Below are 15,556 nucleotides of genomic sequence, written 5' to 3'. Positions count from 1 at the left end.
TGTGGCAACGAAACCGTTGAAACCGTTAAAAGGTAGTCCGAACGCTGTCTCGACCGAAACAACAATCGAAGCGCTGCGCATGGACCCGCTCCCATACAGGGGAGACCGCGCTGAGAGCATCGAGACAATAAAGATGGTCATGGGGCAACTGCCTCGGACCGAGCTCGTCAAGGAGACCGATGACACGCTCCATTATGTCGTCACGTCGAAATTGATGCGCTTTAAGGATGACGTTGAATTCCGATTCGACGATGAGACGAGACAAATTGAATTTCGCTCGGCATCACGACTTGGCCATTCTGATTTTGGGGTGAACCGGAACCGGATGCAAGATGTAAGTGAACGCTATCGGAGGTTGATGAGATGAAGGATTATCAGTTGATTGTGATCGGTGGTGGCGCGGCTGGAATGACGGTCGCGGCTGGTGCCGCCAACTTAGGTGCAAAAGTCGCCTTGGTTGAAAAGAAAAAGCACCTTGGTGGTGACTGTCTACACGTCGGATGTGTCCCGTCGAAAGCGCTGATTGCCGCTTCGAAAGAAGCGAGTAGCATGATGCAGGCTGCCCGTGTGCTCGGAGCTGAGTTTGACGGCCGCGACCATTACCAGACGACGAAGGCGCGTGTCGATCGTGCTCGTGCCATCATCCAAGATCATGACGGCACGGAGCGTTTCGAAAAACTTGGTGTCGATGTGTATATCGGCGAGGCGTCATTCCAAAGCCCGTATGAACTTAAAGTCGGAGACGACTTATTGATTGGGAAAAAATTCGTCATCGCGACCGGGTCGAAACCGACGGTGCCGCCGATTGATGGCTTGGACAGTGTGCCGTACTTAACGAATGAACAAGTCTTTGAAGAAGAGACGTTGCCAGAAAGTATTATCGTTATCGGTGCCGGTACGGTCGGACTTGAACTTGCCCAATCGTTCGCTCGTCTCGGAAGCCAAGTGACCGTGCTCGAGGCACAGGACACATTTTTGCCGAAAGAAGACGAGTCTGTCAGCAAGTTGCTCCGCTCACAGCTCGAGATGGCGATGCGCCTTAAAATCGGGGTGAAGGTGAAGCAGATTGCAGAAGCGGGAGGACGTATTCACGTCACGACTGAAGTCGATGGCGAGACCGTAACGTATGAGGCCGACAAACTGCTCATGGCGACGGGGCGTAAACCGCGAATCGATGAATTACGGCTCGACCGGGCCCATGTGAATGTGAAAGACGGATATATCGATGTCTCTTCGACATATCGGACGTCCCAACCGCATATTTTTGCGATTGGCGATACGATTAAGACGTTACCGTTCACCCACGCGGCCGGAGAAGAAGGGAAGGCGGTCGTGGCGAACGCCTTGTTCGGACTTTGGAACAAGGTCGACTACACGAAAATGCCGTGGATCACGTTCACCGAACCGGAAGTATTCCACGTCGGCATGACCGAGGCCGAGGCACGTGAGCGTCACGGCGACGACGTCGAGGTGTTTGAAGCAAAACTGTCCGATGTCGATCGGTTCGTCGCGGATCGTCAAGAAACAGGATTCGTCAAAATCATCACCCGGAAGAACGGCAAAATCATCGGCGGACACGCGGTCGGGATGACGGCCGGGGATTGGATGCAAATTGTCGTCTATGCGATGCAGCGGGGCGATAAGATCGGCAAACTATCACGCATGATTTATCCGTATCCATCGCGGAGCGAGGCCGTGAAAAAAGTGTCCGACCTTTATTGGCGGAAGCGTTTATTCAACAGCCCACTCACAGATTTGTCCCGCAAATACTTTGAATGGACCCGTTAACGAAAAATCCCACTCTCGATAGAGTGGGATTTTTTTATGGCAAGACGATGGTTTCAATCATTTTAGGTGATCCTTCTGACAAATCGACGAGTGGTTTAATCAACACTTCGACGCGGCGGTTTTTTGAACGTCCGTCTTCCGTGTCGTTCGTCGCAATTGGTTTATATTCTCCGTAGCTCGCAAGTGTGAATTGGCCAGGGTTCAAGGCGTCGTTCGTCAACAAGCCACGCATGAAAGCCGTGGCCCGGGCCGAACTGAGTTCCCAGTTCGACGGGAAGCGGGCCGTGTTAATCGGGATGTTATCCGTATGACCCGATACGACGATTTCACGATTGCCGGCCTGTTCGAGAATCCCGCTGATAGAACGGGCGACCGCTCTAGCATCGGCGTCGAGTGTCGCTTCCCCCATACTGAACAGAGCCCGGTCCTGAATCGTTAAGACGAGACCGCTCGAGTTGATGGTCGCTTTGATTTCATCCTCGAGTCCATTCTTTTGAATGTATTGATTGACCTCTTCTTTCAGCTCATCAAGTTTGGCGAGTTCGTATGTCCGTGGGTTCGAAGTCGTGTCCGTTTTAGTCGTGCGGCTAATATCGCTATTCGAGGCGGTTGAGGCTTGAAACACGCTCGTCCCGCCCGAGAACACTTGACTAAAAGACTGGGACATCTTTTCGAGTTTTGTCTGGTCGACGTTACTTGAGGCGAACAAGACGATAAACAAAGCGAGCAGAAGCGTCAGGAGATCGGCATAAGGGATGAGCCAGCCTTCAGGGATATGTTCTTCATGATCATGCTTCTTTTTGCGCTTCATAGGTCGCTCGCTCCTTTGGAGACAAATACACGGCTAACTTATCTTCTAACGTCTTTGGTGATTCTCCGCCTTGGATGGATAAAATCCCTTCAATCATCATTTCTTTGACGACGACTTCGCTCTTCGAATATTGCTTTAACTTGTTGGCGAATGGGAACCACAAGACATACCCACTGAAAATACCGAACAACGTCGCGACGAAGGCGGCTGAGATGGCATATCCGAGTTTATCGATGTCCGATAAATCTTTTAGTGCGGCGACGAGTCCGATTACGGCCCCGAGTACTCCGAGTGTCGGGGCGTAGGTACCCGCTTGCGTGAACACATCGGCGTTCGCTTTATGACGTATTTCCATATTCTCGATATCACGAGACATCACTTCGGCGATGTACTCGGACGGTTGGCCATCGATGACCATCATCATGCCTTGTTTCAAGAATGGTTCTTCGACTTGTTCTAAGGCAGTCTCAAGCGATAACAGTCCTTCTTTACGTGCTTGCGTCGATAAATCGACGAATTGTGTCAACAGTCCAGCTTTACTCGGCAACTCTTGCTTCTTGAATAAGATTTTAAAGAGTTGCGGTACCGTTTGTAATTGTTCTTTTGATACGGCGATACTGACCGCGGCGGCTGTACCGACAAAAATGATGACGAGTGCTGCCGGGTTGATGAGCGGTGCGACCCCCGCGCCTTTCAAAATCATTCCACCGATAAGCGTGAAGAAACCGAGTAAAAGTCCTATTAAAGTGACGACATCCATGTCTATGTTTTCCACCTTTCTAAAGAGATCGGGAGACAAAAAAAGCGAGAGACTTAACTCGTCTCCCGCAAATGCGTTCCCGATGGTTAAGCGCCGTTTTCGTCAATCAGCAGTTGAATGCTGATATTTCGTTCTTCACGCTCTATATCGGTTAACACGTCGTATTTTTTTAATAATGCGTACAATTGATTCACAACTTCTTGATCGAGTGACCAATGCAGCAGTTCTTCAAGTTGGAAATAAAGATGGGCGGGCATACATTGTGACTGACGCTCCAACCTTCGCGAGACATCCGTTAGCGAATGATCCACCGTACTAGGGTCCACGGTTTCATTCAACCTCCTCAACTATCTAAAAGTCTATCTCTCATATTACCAAAAAATCGAACGAACAGTTAGTGATTCATTTTTCTAGTTGGCAATTTTAAACGTGAGGAGTAATATGAGCCTTAGAAAACTTGATGCGAAGGAGATTGCGAGATGCGACATCGATTGACCGTGCGTGAGATGCGCTTAAAGCGGATTGAAGCGCTGTACCGGCTTGTGTTTGAGAAGCCGGCCCGTTTTATCGCGACAGGATTTTTGCTCGCCATCTTGACGGGGGCGACATTACTTTATATGCCATTTGCACAGACGCAGCCCGTGTCGTGGATTGACTGTCTATTTATCGCAACGTCGGCCGGCACAGTAACAGGATTATCGACAATTGATATCGGTTCCTCCTTCAACACGTTCGGGGAGCTCGTCATCGTCGCGTTGATTCAAATCGGCGGGTTAGGTTTCATGACGGTCGCCCTCATGTTGCTCAGTGTGCTCGGCAAGAAAATCGGCTTGAAACAGCGGATCCTTCTCCAAGAGTCGCTCAACTTGTCGGGGCCCGGGGGCACGGTCCGTCTCGTCCGCAACATCGTCTTTACGACACTTATCGTCCAATTTATCGGCATGCTGTTTTTGACATTCGAACTGTACAGCACCGGTGATTATCGTTTTGGTGAGGCGCTTTATTATGGCTTCTTCCATGCGGTGTCGGCGTTCAACAACGCCGGGTTCGCGCTTTGGCCCGACAGTTTGATGCAGTTCGAACAAAATACTGCCATCGTCGTCACGATTGCCGTCCTTTTGATGATCGGAGGGCTCGGCTTCACGACGATTGCGGATGCGACCGAGGTGAAACGTTGGAAACGGCTCGCGCTCCATTCGAAAATTATGATCGCCTCGCTCGCCATCGTCAACGGGATTGCCTGGTTCGCACTTATGCTGTTCGAGTGGGTATCGGTTGAAGGGAGCTTATATGGTCGCCCGTTCGGTGAAGCGTTGCACGTCACCTTTTTCCAGGCGGTGACGACACGGACAGCCGGCTTCAACACGATTGATATCTCGATGATGGCTCCTGTCTCCATCGGCGTCATCTTGATTCTCATGTACATCGGAGCGGGGGCCGCTTCTACCGGGTCCGGAATCAAAGTGACGACTGTGGCCGTCATCTTGGCGGATATGTGGGCGTTCATCGTCGGCAAAAAAGAGACGGTCATCTTGGAGCGGACGATTGATGCGTTCCAAATCAAAAAAGCATATATGGTGGCCATTACAAGTTTCTTCTTTATCTTATTGATCACCGCGCTGACCATTTTGACGAACGGGCACATTCCGGCAACGGCACTCTTGTTTGAGACGGTGTCGGCGTTCGGGACGGTCGGGTTATCGCTCGGGATCACAGCGGAACTGAACGGTGCAGGGAAGAGCTTCATCATGTTCATGATGTTACTCGGACGCGTCGGGTCATTGACGATTCTATTCACGGTCGCGCGACAAATGGACCGGAAGATTCGCTATCCAAAAGAGAAGCTGTTAATCGGATAACACACAAAAAGCCCTATTAGGGCTTTTTGTGTGTCTCGTAATAGGACACGACCTTCGGCAAGTAGTCTTTCAAGTCGGGACAGACGATATCTGTCCCACTCAGTGCGCGGAGCGTCTGGGTCGTATCGAAATGGACTTGGTGTCTGAAGTAGGCGAGCAGCTCGCGCGGAACACCGTAACGTTCTGATAGGTGTAATGCCGAAAAACCGGTCTCGGCGACCGTATGCGGGATCGTCCCGCGTGGTGGCCGATCGAACATCGCTTCGTGAATCATGCGGTACACTTCGCGTGCGCCGTGTGGGAACGGGTCCGTCAAATGGAACGTCCGCTTTAAACCGACCGGAGCGTGGGCGAGATAAGCGGTCGCCTCGACGACGTAATCGTACGGGACGAGGTTCACTTCGATGTTTTGGCGACCGATGTACGGCAGCGGCGCCGCTTGGCGGAGCTGGTCCATCAGTTTCAAGACGAAGTAGACGCCGTCAAATTTTTTCGTCTCGCCCGTCTGGCTATGGCCGATGACGATGCCGGGACGGATGATGGTCACAGGCATCGAGCCGAGCTCGCGCGAGACGATGGCCTCGGCTTCATACTTCGTCGCCTCATAATGGTTTTTAAAGCGGACGCGGTGCCACAACTCATTCTCGTAGACGGTGCCTTGACGCCGCCCGGACACGTAGGCGGTGCTGAAGTAGACGTAGCGCTTCAAATGCGGGGCCCGTTTCGCGAGCGAAGTGATGTGTTTCGTCCCGAGTAGGTTGATGCGATACCCGACGTCATACGGGATGCTCAAATCGTAGGCGGCGGCCAAATGGAACACATAGTTCACTTCACGCTCGATGACAGAGCGCATGATTGGATCGAGCACGACTTCCGGCAGTGTGATATCGGCCTCGACGAGCACGAGCTGGTCGTCTCGTAACGACGTGGTATCCAATAGCTCCTGTTTTAAAGCGAGTGCACCAGAACGTTCGGTCGGGAGGTGGAGCGCGTAAATCGTCCCGATTTGATGCGGCAATGACGCGAGATGCGTAATCATCTTCCCGGCTAAAAAGCCGGGGAAACCGGTGAAAGCGTAATGGTTCATGGTGTCTCCTCCGCTAAGTCCAACGTGAACGTGAATGTCGAGCCAACTCCTACACTCGACTCGACCTCGATACTACCGCCGTGTGATTCGATAATCTCCTTACAAATCGATAAACCGAGTCCGGTTCCACCGATTTGGCGCGTATCTGAGTTATCGACGCGATAAAATTTCTTGAATAATTCGTCAAACGCATGCTCGGGAATCCCGATGCCGAAGTCTTGAATGGAGACGTGGGCTTGGTTCTGTTCACGGCGGACCCGTACCTCGACTTCATGGTGATGAGGCGAGTATTTGATCGCGTTCGAGAGCAGGTTGATGATGACTTGCTCGATGCGATCTTTGTCGGCGATCAGGTGAAGCGATTCATCGGCATCATCGAAATGAATCGAGTGATTGCTCGTCTCGCGGAATCGTTCGACGACCTCACGGACGAGTGCGTTTAAGATAAAGTGATCTTTTTTATACTCTTGATTGCCGTCTTCCATCCGTTGAATGTCGAGAAAATCGTTCAACAGGTCGGTCAGGCGCTTCGCTTCTTTCGCCATTGTCTTTAAGTAGCGCTCGCGCTTCTCTGGGTTCAAGTCGCGAGTGAGCATCAATTCGATATAGCCTGACAGCGACGAGAGTGGGGTTCTCAGTTCGTGTGACACGGTGCTGACCAATTCGTTTTTGATTTGGTCCATCCGTTCTTCCTCGGTCCGGTTACGGAACACGAATAAGAAGCCACTGTCCATTCCGATTTGGCGTTTCGTGTCCATGCCCGTCCCATACATCTCGTAATATTGTTCGTCCCGGTCGTTCGGTTGCGGGATCGAGAAGCGCATCGACACTTCGCGAGCCGAGCCGTCGAGCAACAAATCGATTTTTTTCAACATCTCGGTCCGATCGCGCGCATGGAACGTCGTCAAGAGTGGGATTCGCTCTTGCATCTTATTCGGGGCGATACCCGGTAAGTCGAGCAGACGACGGGCGTGTACGTTCATGAACAGGACGCTACCGTTCGACTCGGTCAACACGAACGCTTCATTCGATGCCTGTAAAATCGATTGGATGATATCCCGTTGCCGAGCGATGGCATTCTTCTCCCGTTCAAGCATCCGCTCGACTTTCTTCCGATCGCTGATGTCACGCATGACGGCGACGCGGAGCGTCTGGCCTTGGAACGTCACTTCTTTCGGGTACACTTCCATCTCGAGAAACGTCCCGTCCTCACGACGACCGATGACCTCATACGGTGTTTGGATATGGTTCCGGATTCGGCGCAACACGTCGGCCCGGTACCCTTCGGCGATAAACTCGATTGTTTGGCGACCGACCATCTGTTCGGCCGGGATTCGGAAAATCGTCTCGGCGGCCTTGTTTGCGTCTAAGATCGTCCCACCTTCGTGGAAAAGGACGGCTTCGATGACTGATTCGGCAAACATACGATAACGCTGTTCTTTATGAAGCAACTCGCCTTTCAGCGCCATCTCAGGACTGACATCGAATACGAAAAAGAAAAAGCCGATGACACGTGCTTGTTCATAGACAGGGTGCATGAACAGTTTTCCGACGAAATGGGTCCGGTCTTTTCGTTGGAACTTCCATTCACGGTCGCCTCGATCTAACGCCACACGAAGCATCTGTTCAAATGACAACAATCGCTCCGTCTTGTCTTGGTAATAAGTCCGCTTCTCGCTCAGTTCTCTTGACTCGAATAGACCGAACGGGGTCATTTCATAAAGTACTTCGTGCGGCGCATACCCGAATAGCTCGGTCGCGCCTTTATTGAAGCGACTGATTAACAGGTTCGCATCGGTCATGATCATCGCCATATCAAGTTCGGTGTGCATCATCGCCTCGAACGCGTTGTGTTGCACCGTCACACGTGTATCGAGCGGGAGTGGCTCGATTGAGAGGATGTAGACGTCGCCGTTCGGGATGGCATGAATCCGGATTGTCGGCATCTCATACGTCCAGGAGCGTCCTTGCTCCATCCGTCGTGACAGTTCCATCGTGATGGGTGACTGGTTCACCATATGAAAGATGTTTGATCGCGTTTGTAAGTCTTCAGGGAATTGCTCTAAAAACGGACGGTTTGCTTGCACAATCGTCCCATCCGTCGTGATTAATGCTACACCGTAAGGCAAGGCGTGCAGCAGTTCGCTTTGGAGATGTCCTCGGTTCTCCATTAACGATGATCCCTCCTTCTCTATATCAAACGGGTACATCTTCAATACATTCGACAGCTCCCCCTTTGTTTTCCTGCCTTCAAACGGTAAAGTGAAGACAAGCACACATAGAGAGGACGATGGACGTGAAAGGAATGGGGCTCAGCTTGTTGATTGCCCTCGGATTATGGTGGTGGGACGCGCCGATTTGGAGCATCATCGTATGCGTAGTCGTCGGTCTGCTCTGGCTCATTTGGCGGATGCGTCTCTCGACGATCGATCGCATCGATCGGATGGACGGTCGTGAATTTGAATTATTTTTAGAGGAAGTGTTCACCGCACTCGGTTACACGGTGACGGTGACACCGGCGTCACGTGATTTCGGGGCGGACTTGCTCCTTGAAGCAGAAGACGGATGGACGATTGCGGTCCAAGCAAAACGGTATGAAAAGGCGGTCGGACTCGAAGCGGTCCAGCAAGTGGCGGCGTCCGTTCCGTACTACGGTGTGAACGAAGGCTGGGTCGTGACGAACTCTTCTTACACCGACAGTGCGTACGAATTGGCAGAACCGAATCAAGTTCGTCTGATTGCAAGAATGGAGCTCGAACAGCTGCTGAAAGAGGCCGGTTTCAAGCGATAACATGAGGCGTGTTCACAACTTTGACAGAATGGCGGATTGTGTCGAAGAAAAAGGGGTTGTCTTTTTCATCAATCGATGCAATAATCATCTTCGTCATATGAAATATGTAGTCGCTGAAACGAGAAAAGGCGGCTGACAGTACCAATTTGGGGGTTTCATAGAAAGACCAACCAAACACACACAAATTCAAGGTTGGAACGTATTAGGAGGAAAAGCGGTGCGCAAATTAATTTATGTAAAAGGTTGCGTCTTTACGCAAGGCGAAGCAACCATTTATGACGAGACAAATGATGCGATCGGATCTGTTCACCGCGACGCGGAGGGCAGTGTTCAAGTGCACAACTTGTCAGGCCGTCAAATCGCTCACGGGAAGTACATCCCGAACTGTCAAAAGTGGGTCGTCATGAACCACGACGGGCAAGCGATCGGTCAATTGAAGGACAAATTCTCGTTATTCGGGAAAAAGTGTGAGTACAACGTCTATGAACGCGGTCTCTATACGATTCAATACGATGTCGAGCGTTATAAGTTTAGCGTTCGGGACAAAGCGGGCAAGCTTGTAGCGGAACTTCGCAAACAAGAGGATGACTGCTTCTGTTTGACGAAAGAGGCCGATCAACTCTCGATGTTCGAGTTGTTGTCTGTCCTTAAAACGTTAACAGTCAAATCACGGATGCCAATCGCGGTATCGGTGTAACCAATATGACGAACACCAGTCACCGAGACTGGTGTTTTTTTATAAAAAAAGCTCCATTCGACGAGGTCAAATGAAGCGGTTCAAATAATGTTTGGCCTCAATCTCGAGCGTCGTCACGCGGTGCGCGTATAAACAGAGTTTAAGGACGTGCAAGATGTTCGGGTGGGTGTAGCCTATCTTCTCGATCGAACGCTTCGCACGGGTGTCTAGGAGCTCGATGGGGCTCGTTGATTTGGCGTACTCGGCGTAGAGGCGATAAAAGTCGATTGGTGAGATGAGGTCGTCTTCATCACGATCAGGGTTGTTGAAAATGAGCGCGAGGAGCGAACTCGTCTCTTCTAGCGAGAACAAGTGCTTCAAGTCATCCAGTAAATAAATGATGGCCGCTTGTTGGAGCGAGTATTTTTTGCCAACCCGAGGCACGCCGATGATTTTCCGGACTTCTCGTTTCGTCCAGTTTTGAATCGTGGTGGCGGATAAATGTTCCCCCGTCAACGTGTTCGCCAAAGCGACGATTTGATTGATCGACAATCCGTTCTTTTCAATATGAAACAAATGGATTTTACGCAGTTCTTTCGGGAAATGCTCACGCACGTCCTCGGGGAAGAGGGAGATGGCCCGGTCTACATCGCCAACCCGCATATAGTGAAGGCAATCAGCCAAAGTTTGAATCGAAATTGCGTCGCGCATACAGGCATCCTTTCTATAGCCACCTACGTCCGTTGGCTATACAGTCATTTGACCTCATTCTACCAAATGTTTGAAAAGGAAGCTAGGCTATCGCCTGATTAAGGTATAATGGAAACGTATAAAAAATTGTAGATAAAGGTGGTGCTACGATGAATGAATGGGTCAGTTCCATCCTGTCCATCGTCATTGTCCTAGTGTTTCTCGTCGGTCTTGAACAGATTGGCAAACGCCTCGGCTGGACGGATGAGACAATTCGTAAGAGTGTACATATCGCGGTCGGTCATTGGTCGCTGCTCGCAGTCTGGTTAATGGAGACATGGTACATCGCTGCTGTTCCGCTCGTCTTTTTCACGTTCGCGAACGCGTTCCTTCTTTATAAGAGTCCGTCACCGGTTCACCAGACGGAGCGTAAATCACTCGGTACCGTCTATTATCCGATCGCCTTGCTCGTCATCCTGTACTTTTTCTTCGAATCCGAGCCGCTCGCCTTTTTAGCGGGATCACTCGTTTTGGCTTGGGGCGACGGCTTGGCCGCTCTGATCGGACGCAAATACGGTACAGTGACGTACGACCTATACGGACAGAAGCGATCGTTTCAAGGCAGTATGGCCATGTTCCTCAGTTCATACGCTGTCCTCTTTTTATTATTTTTGTGGGATGATATTCCACTGTGGCAAGTGGTAACATATGGATTTATTATCTCCATTATCGCTACGCTAACAGAAGCGATTTCATATCGGGATTGGGATAACTTTACAATTCCGATTGTCGTAGCGGTAGCGACATCACTATTGCTCTAAACTAATTGCTTTATTGTAAAGAAAACGTTGCTTGTCACCCCTGTCAAAGATTTGTATACTGTGTTTCGTACTGAAATCATTCAGTGACGTGCCTGCCTCTCTCTTGACGAACCGAGGCATGCTTTAAAATTGAACGTAAAGGATTGAGGCAACGCATGAGCTTTTTAGATCAACTACTCACTATCATTCCGGCCGATCGCGTGAAGCAAGATGAACCGCTGTCGGCACACACGTATACAAAATTAGGTGGGCAGGCCGATTATTTTGTGGCCCCGCACACGTATGAAGAAGTTCAAGCCGTGCTTGAGCTCGCCCATCGCGAGAGCGTGCCGTTCATGATTCTTGGCTTTGGATCGAACTTGATTGTCCGTGACGGAGGCCTTCGTGGCATCGTCTTAAACTTGAACGAGTTGAAAACGATTCGTCGAGACGGGAATCAACTGATCGCTCAAGCTGGCGCGGCCATCATCGACGTCTCGCGTCAAGCGTTGACGGAGGAGTTATCAGGCTTAGAATTCGCCTGCGGCATCCCGGGAACGGTCGGTGGAGCGGTGTATATGAACGCAGGTGCTTACGGCGGAGAGACGAAAGACGTCATCATAAGCGCGGTCGTGTTGTCGCCTGAAGGCCAACTCATGACGCTCACGAAAGATGAACTCGATCTCGACTACCGGACGAGCCGGATCTCGAGAGAGGGCTTGATCGTACTTGAAGCGACGTTCGAACTCGAACCGCTCGGCTACGAGGCGATCAAAGAAGTGATGGATGACTTGACGTACAAGCGCGAGTCGAAACAACCGCTCGAATATCCGTCATGCGGCAGCGTCTTTAAACGACCGCCGGGTTATTTCGCCGGTAAGTTGATTCAAGACTGCGGCCTGCAAGGGAAGCGGATCGGTGGAGCGGAAGTCTCGCTCAAACATGCCGGATTCATCGTTAATATCGACGAGGCGACGGCGACCGAGTACATCTCGCTCATTCGTCACGTCCAAGCGACCGTGAAGGAGAAGTTCAAGATTGAGCTTGAGCCTGAAGTGAAAATCATCGGTGAGGACATCGCCGTCGAGAACGCATAAATACGCAAAACGCTCGAACCGATCGGTTCGAGCATTTTTAATGGGGTGACGACATCAAAAAGCCGCCAGCTACGATGCTGGCGGCTTGACGTTTACGCTTGTAATTGCTTCGTGATCGCTTCAGCAGGCGCGACGAACGTGTAGCCGAGGTCACGCGCGACGGCCTCGTACGTGACCGTCCCGTCGATGACGTTCAAGCCTTTGAGCAAGGCGGCGTTTTCACGGAGCGCCGGGAAGATTCCTTTTTGTGCACACTCGACGATATATGGCATCGTCGCGTTCGTCAAACCGAGTGTTGACGTACGTGGGACGGCGCCTGGCATGTTGGCGACCGCATAGTGTTGTACCCCGTAACGCTCATACGTCGGCGCGTCATGCGTCGTAATATGGTCGATTGTCTCGCAAATCCCGCCTTGGTCGATGGCGACATCGACGATGACCGATCCCGGTGACATCTGTTGGACCATTTCTTTTGTGACAAGCTTCGGTGCTTTCGCGCCCGGGATGAGGACGGCCCCGATGACGAGGTCACTCTCGGCTACTTGTTTGGCGATGTTGTAGCTGTTCGAGATGAGCGTGTTGATCGTATTGCCGAACTGGTCATCGATTTGGCGCAAGCGGGCCGGGCTGATGTCCATGATTGTGACGTTGGCACCGAGACCGATGGCGATGCGAGCTGCGTTCATTCCGACGACGCCGCCCCCGATAACTGTGACATTCGCACGAGGTACGCCAGGCAGGCCAGACAACAGAATCCCTTTTCCGCCGTGTGGCTTTTCAAGGATTTGCGCTCCGATTTGGGCGGCCATCCGTCCTGCGACTTCGCTCATCGGTGTGAGGAGCGGTAACGTCCGCTCGACTTCGACCGTCTCGTAAGCGATCGCCGTCATCCCTGAATCGACGAGTGCTTTCGTGAGTTCTGGTTCGGCCGCCAAGTGCAAGTACGTGAAGAGCGTCAAGTCCGGACGGAAATGACGGTATTCAGATGGTTGCGGTTCTTTTACTTTCAACGCCAATTCGACGTTTCCCCAAACATCCGCGGCTGTATCGACAATCGTCGCCCCGGCATCGATATATTCCATGTTCGTGAAACCGCTCCCGACTCCGGCTTCGGTCTCGACGAGTACCTCATGTCCAAGTTCTGTTAACATGGATGCACCCATCGGCGTCAAAGCGACGCGGTTCTCGTTATTTTTAATCTCTTTCAATACCCCGATTTTCATGTATAGCTCCCCTTTCTCTCTACTGACACAATTTGTTCACACTTCTAGTATAGACCCATCCGAAAACGCTGTCTTTAGCATGGATTCTAAAAATGACAACGTCCACTTTGTGAAAAAACACAAAGTGGACGTTAATCGTCTTGTCGGTATTGGCCAGCCTTGATGGCGAGGTAGACGGCGGCTCGTTCGGGAAGGGAGACTTGCGTAATGTTCGTCAGCTCCTCGATGCGTCGAATCCGATAGAGCACGGTGTTCGGGTGGATATGAAGATGAGATGCGACACGTTTGACGTTCCCATCAAAATAGAAATACCATTCGAGCGTCGTGACGAGCTCGGTATGATGGGCGACATCATATGTTTGCAAACGTTCGATGGTCGGATGCGTCTCGAGTCGCAGCCCGATGCGGCGAGCGAGATCTGGGACGAGTTGATAGATGCCAATCTGTTCGAACGTGTGCGTCGTGGCAAGTTCATACGGAAACTTCCGGCGAAGCGATGTGACCCGTCGTGCCTCTTCCATCGCGGCATACAGCATGTCGCTCTCAAAGAAACGACGGCTGACTCCAAGACGCGGCTCCACCTCGTTAAATTTATCTCGCAGCTGGGTCTCGAAGCGGATGGCCCATTGCAAGAGGGCCGTCTCTTCCTCGGCCAACTCCGATTTCATATAATGCCAGACGAGTAACTGTTGACCATCGATTGCGTGCAACACGACCTCAATCGCTTGTTGGGTCGCAAGGACGTAAAACAATCGTTCCGCCAGCTGTGGGGTGATCGGTTGACTGCACTCGATGATCGTGAGTCGACTGGCGACGGCAATCGGGGCGAGTTCATCTAAGCGCTCGCGATGAGCGGACGACAAGTTAGGGGTGGCCAACACTTCTAAAAAGAAACGCTCGAGCTCGGCATCGATGCGTCGTTCATGCATGGCGATGGTCATCAGCAGCTTTTTAGCGATACTTGCCCCTTCTTTCAACACGGTGAGCTCTTGGTCAGAAAACGGGGTCGTTCGGGCGAGACTCCAAATATAACCGAGCACATCGTCCTGTTGCTTGATAACGACAGCGGCACGTTCCCCTAAACCGACGGCCATCCGGGCCGGGATGACGACCGGTTCGTCGCGATCGATCACTTCTTGCAGGATCCCACTTTCCCATAAATCCTCGATGACGGCTTCCGGGACGCGGCGACCGATAATCGTCGCGATTCGTGCCGGATCGGTCGAGTCGGGATGGGTGCTATAGGCGAGTAACTGGTGGTGGCGATTTTCAATCGTGATCGGAGCCCGAATCGCCTGTCCGATGGCTTCGGCGAGCGTATCGAGCGATTCGTAAGATTTCTGCAAAAAAGGCATGTCGATTCCTCCTCTCTCTCACTATACCGTCTCTGTTGTGAAAGTTCACAAAAAGATGAGGTGTTTGGAGAAGAAGGGGCGACATGCCTCCACAATTCATATTAAATCGGGAAAAACAATCCGATGACGAGACCGAGCAAGGCACCGACAATGACTTGGAACGGGGTGTGACCGACCAACTCATTTAAGATCGGCGTCTCATGTTTGATGCCTTTGAAATAGTCATTCAATAAACGAGCCTGGAATCCGACCGCTTGCCGGACGCCTGTCGCGTCGTACATGACGATCGTTGCGAAAATCAAGGCGAGGGCGAACATACTGGAGTCGAGTCCTTCGATGCGCCCGATGACGGTCGTCAATGCGACGACGGTCGAGGAGTGGGAGCTTGGCATCCCACCTGAGGCAAACATGATTTCGAGTTCAAAATCTCGTGTTTTAATGAGTTCGGTTACGAGCTTGGCCGCTTGGGCGATGAACCACGCGAGCAAGGCGGCGAGTAAAGGTTCGTTAAAGAGCAATCGATTCACTTCCTGTCTGACAATGGTATCTACACTATACCCGATTCTGTCAGGCACTAGACGTAAAGTTTTTGTCAAAAAAAGCACCCCGAGCATAGGCT

At 51.5% G+C, this 15,556-nt stretch carries 16 protein-coding genes; 7 read left to right on the top strand and 9 right to left on the bottom strand.

All coding sequences use genetic code 11. The annotated features are described in order from the left end of the window. Position 1 precedes the first annotated feature (1 nt). Entirely contained in the window at positions 2 to 367 is a 366-nt protein-coding gene (locus EVJ34_RS11170) for a DUF1499 domain-containing protein (RefSeq protein ID WP_131434730.1), read from the top strand. Next, a complete protein-coding gene (locus EVJ34_RS11165) occupies positions 364 to 1,788 on the top strand; it encodes a dihydrolipoyl dehydrogenase family protein (RefSeq protein WP_131434731.1) in 1,425 nt (474 codons plus the stop codon). Before EVJ34_RS11170 ends, EVJ34_RS11165 begins: the two co-directional genes overlap by 4 nt. 34 nt (positions 1,789 to 1,822) lie before the next feature. Here EVJ34_RS11165 and EVJ34_RS11160 read toward each other — a convergent pair whose 3' ends face one another. The 3 genes from EVJ34_RS11160 to EVJ34_RS11150 form a co-directional block, all read right to left on the bottom strand. Next, on the bottom strand, positions 1,823 to 2,599 hold the full coding sequence (locus EVJ34_RS11160) for a flagellar motor protein MotB (protein WP_131485673.1): 777 nt from the start codon (positions 2,597 to 2,599) through the stop codon (positions 1,823 to 1,825). Then, positions 2,577 to 3,359, bottom strand: a complete 783-nt coding sequence (gene motA / locus EVJ34_RS11155) for a flagellar motor stator protein MotA (protein ID WP_131434733.1) — start codon at positions 3,357 to 3,359, stop codon at positions 2,577 to 2,579. The genes EVJ34_RS11160 and motA overlap by 23 nt, the downstream gene beginning before the upstream one ends. 86 nt (positions 3,360 to 3,445) lie before the next feature. Continuing rightward, entirely contained in the window at positions 3,446 to 3,697 is a 252-nt protein-coding gene (locus EVJ34_RS11150) for a hypothetical protein (RefSeq protein ID WP_236636696.1), read from the bottom strand. A 141-nt stretch (positions 3,698 to 3,838) separates the two neighbouring features. Here EVJ34_RS11150 and EVJ34_RS11145 point away from each other — a divergent pair, with 141 nt between their 5' ends. Beyond that, entirely contained in the window at positions 3,839 to 5,218 is a 1,380-nt protein-coding gene (locus EVJ34_RS11145) for a TrkH family potassium uptake protein (protein WP_131485672.1), read from the top strand. Positions 5,219 to 5,234: 16 nt separating this feature from the next. Here the strand turns inward: EVJ34_RS11145 and EVJ34_RS11140 are convergent, their stop codons facing one another. Further along, the gene (locus tag EVJ34_RS11140) at positions 5,235 to 6,305 is read right to left on the bottom strand and encodes an SDR family oxidoreductase (RefSeq protein WP_131485671.1); all 1,071 of its coding nucleotides are present in this window, start codon (positions 6,303 to 6,305) and stop codon (positions 5,235 to 5,237) included. Next, entirely contained in the window at positions 6,302 to 8,476 is a 2,175-nt protein-coding gene (locus tag EVJ34_RS11135) for a PAS domain-containing sensor histidine kinase (protein WP_161568914.1), read from the bottom strand. The genes EVJ34_RS11140 and EVJ34_RS11135 overlap by 4 nt, the downstream gene beginning before the upstream one ends. Positions 8,477 to 8,595: 119 nt before the next feature. On the opposite strand from EVJ34_RS11135, the gene EVJ34_RS11130 reads away from it, so the two are divergent. Both EVJ34_RS11130 and EVJ34_RS11125 read left to right on the top strand, forming a co-directional pair. Next, positions 8,596 to 9,096 (top strand): restriction endonuclease, encoded by a 501-nt coding sequence (locus EVJ34_RS11130; protein ID WP_236634527.1) that lies wholly within the window; start codon positions 8,596 to 8,598, stop codon positions 9,094 to 9,096. A 217-nt stretch (positions 9,097 to 9,313) separates the two neighbouring features. Then, positions 9,314 to 9,793 (top strand): LURP-one-related family protein, encoded by a 480-nt coding sequence (locus tag EVJ34_RS11125; RefSeq protein ID WP_034780813.1) that lies wholly within the window; start codon positions 9,314 to 9,316, stop codon positions 9,791 to 9,793. 66 nt (positions 9,794 to 9,859) lie between these two features. Here EVJ34_RS11125 and EVJ34_RS11120 read toward each other — a convergent pair whose 3' ends face one another. Further along, positions 9,860 to 10,483, bottom strand: coding sequence for a DUF1836 domain-containing protein (locus tag EVJ34_RS11120; RefSeq protein WP_131434737.1), 624 nt, complete (start codon positions 10,481 to 10,483; stop codon positions 9,860 to 9,862). A 149-nt stretch (positions 10,484 to 10,632) separates the two neighbouring features. Between EVJ34_RS11120 and EVJ34_RS11115 the strand changes: the two genes are divergently transcribed. Together EVJ34_RS11115 and murB are read left to right on the top strand one after the other, a co-directional pair. Next, complete coding sequence (locus EVJ34_RS11115) at positions 10,633 to 11,283, top strand: diacylglycerol/polyprenol kinase family protein (protein WP_131434738.1); 651 nt, start codon at positions 10,633 to 10,635, stop codon at positions 11,281 to 11,283. A 155-nt stretch (positions 11,284 to 11,438) separates the two neighbouring features. After that, positions 11,439 to 12,359, top strand: a complete 921-nt coding sequence (gene murB, locus EVJ34_RS11110) for a UDP-N-acetylmuramate dehydrogenase (protein WP_131485669.1) — start codon at positions 11,439 to 11,441, stop codon at positions 12,357 to 12,359. A gap of 92 nt (positions 12,360 to 12,451) precedes the next feature. Here murB and ald read toward each other — a convergent pair whose 3' ends face one another. The 3 genes from ald to EVJ34_RS11095 all read right to left on the bottom strand — a co-directional run bounded on the left by ald (position 12,452) and on the right by EVJ34_RS11095 (position 15,464). Then, positions 12,452 to 13,582: an alanine dehydrogenase gene (gene ald, locus EVJ34_RS11105; RefSeq protein ID WP_131485668.1), complete on the bottom strand. Its 1,131-nt coding sequence runs from the start codon at positions 13,580 to 13,582 to the stop codon at positions 12,452 to 12,454. A 131-nt stretch (positions 13,583 to 13,713) separates the two neighbouring features. Then, positions 13,714 to 14,937, bottom strand: coding sequence for a PucR family transcriptional regulator (locus tag EVJ34_RS11100; protein ID WP_131485667.1), 1,224 nt, complete (start codon positions 14,935 to 14,937; stop codon positions 13,714 to 13,716). Positions 14,938 to 15,038: 101 nt separating this feature from the next. Further along, positions 15,039 to 15,464, bottom strand: coding sequence for a divergent PAP2 family protein (locus EVJ34_RS11095; RefSeq protein WP_131434844.1), 426 nt, complete (start codon positions 15,462 to 15,464; stop codon positions 15,039 to 15,041). Positions 15,465 to 15,556 lie beyond the last annotated feature (92 nt).

This window comes from Exiguobacterium sp. SL-9 (assembly GCF_004336985.1).
GTDB lineage: Bacteria > Bacillota > Bacilli > Exiguobacteriales > Exiguobacteriaceae > Exiguobacterium.
The sequence above is the reverse complement of the archived record's forward strand: the minus strand, read 5'-3'. Positions and strand labels throughout refer to the sequence as shown.

Bases quoted from the DNA above. Each gene is read 5' to 3' on its own strand.
- EVJ34_RS11165 (WP_131434731.1), top strand. From the start codon at position 364: ATGAAGGATTATCAGTTGATTGTGATCGGTGGTGGCGCGGCTGGAATG.
- EVJ34_RS11160 (WP_131485673.1), bottom strand. From the start codon at position 2,599: ATGAAGCGCAAAAAGAAGCATGATCATGAAGAACATATCCCTGAAGGC.
- motA (WP_131434733.1), bottom strand. From the start codon at position 3,359: ATGGATGTCGTCACTTTAATAGGACTTTTACTCGGTTTCTTCACGCTT.
- EVJ34_RS11145 (WP_131485672.1), top strand. From the start codon at position 3,839: ATGCGACATCGATTGACCGTGCGTGAGATGCGCTTAAAGCGGATTGAA.
- EVJ34_RS11140 (WP_131485671.1), bottom strand. From the start codon at position 6,305: ATGAACCATTACGCTTTCACCGGTTTCCCCGGCTTTTTAGCCGGGAAG.
- EVJ34_RS11135 (WP_161568914.1), bottom strand. From the start codon at position 8,476: ATGGAGAACCGAGGACATCTCCAAAGCGAACTGCTGCACGCCTTGCCT.
- EVJ34_RS11130 (WP_236634527.1), top strand. From the start codon at position 8,596: ATGGACGTGAAAGGAATGGGGCTCAGCTTGTTGATTGCCCTCGGATTA.
- EVJ34_RS11120 (WP_131434737.1), bottom strand. From the start codon at position 10,483: ATGCGCGACGCAATTTCGATTCAAACTTTGGCTGATTGCCTTCACTAT.
- EVJ34_RS11115 (WP_131434738.1), top strand. From the start codon at position 10,633: ATGAATGAATGGGTCAGTTCCATCCTGTCCATCGTCATTGTCCTAGTG.
- murB (WP_131485669.1), top strand. From the start codon at position 11,439: ATGAGCTTTTTAGATCAACTACTCACTATCATTCCGGCCGATCGCGTG.
- ald (WP_131485668.1), bottom strand. From the start codon at position 13,582: ATGAAAATCGGGGTATTGAAAGAGATTAAAAATAACGAGAACCGCGTC.
- EVJ34_RS11100 (WP_131485667.1), bottom strand. From the start codon at position 14,937: ATGCCTTTTTTGCAGAAATCTTACGAATCGCTCGATACGCTCGCCGAA.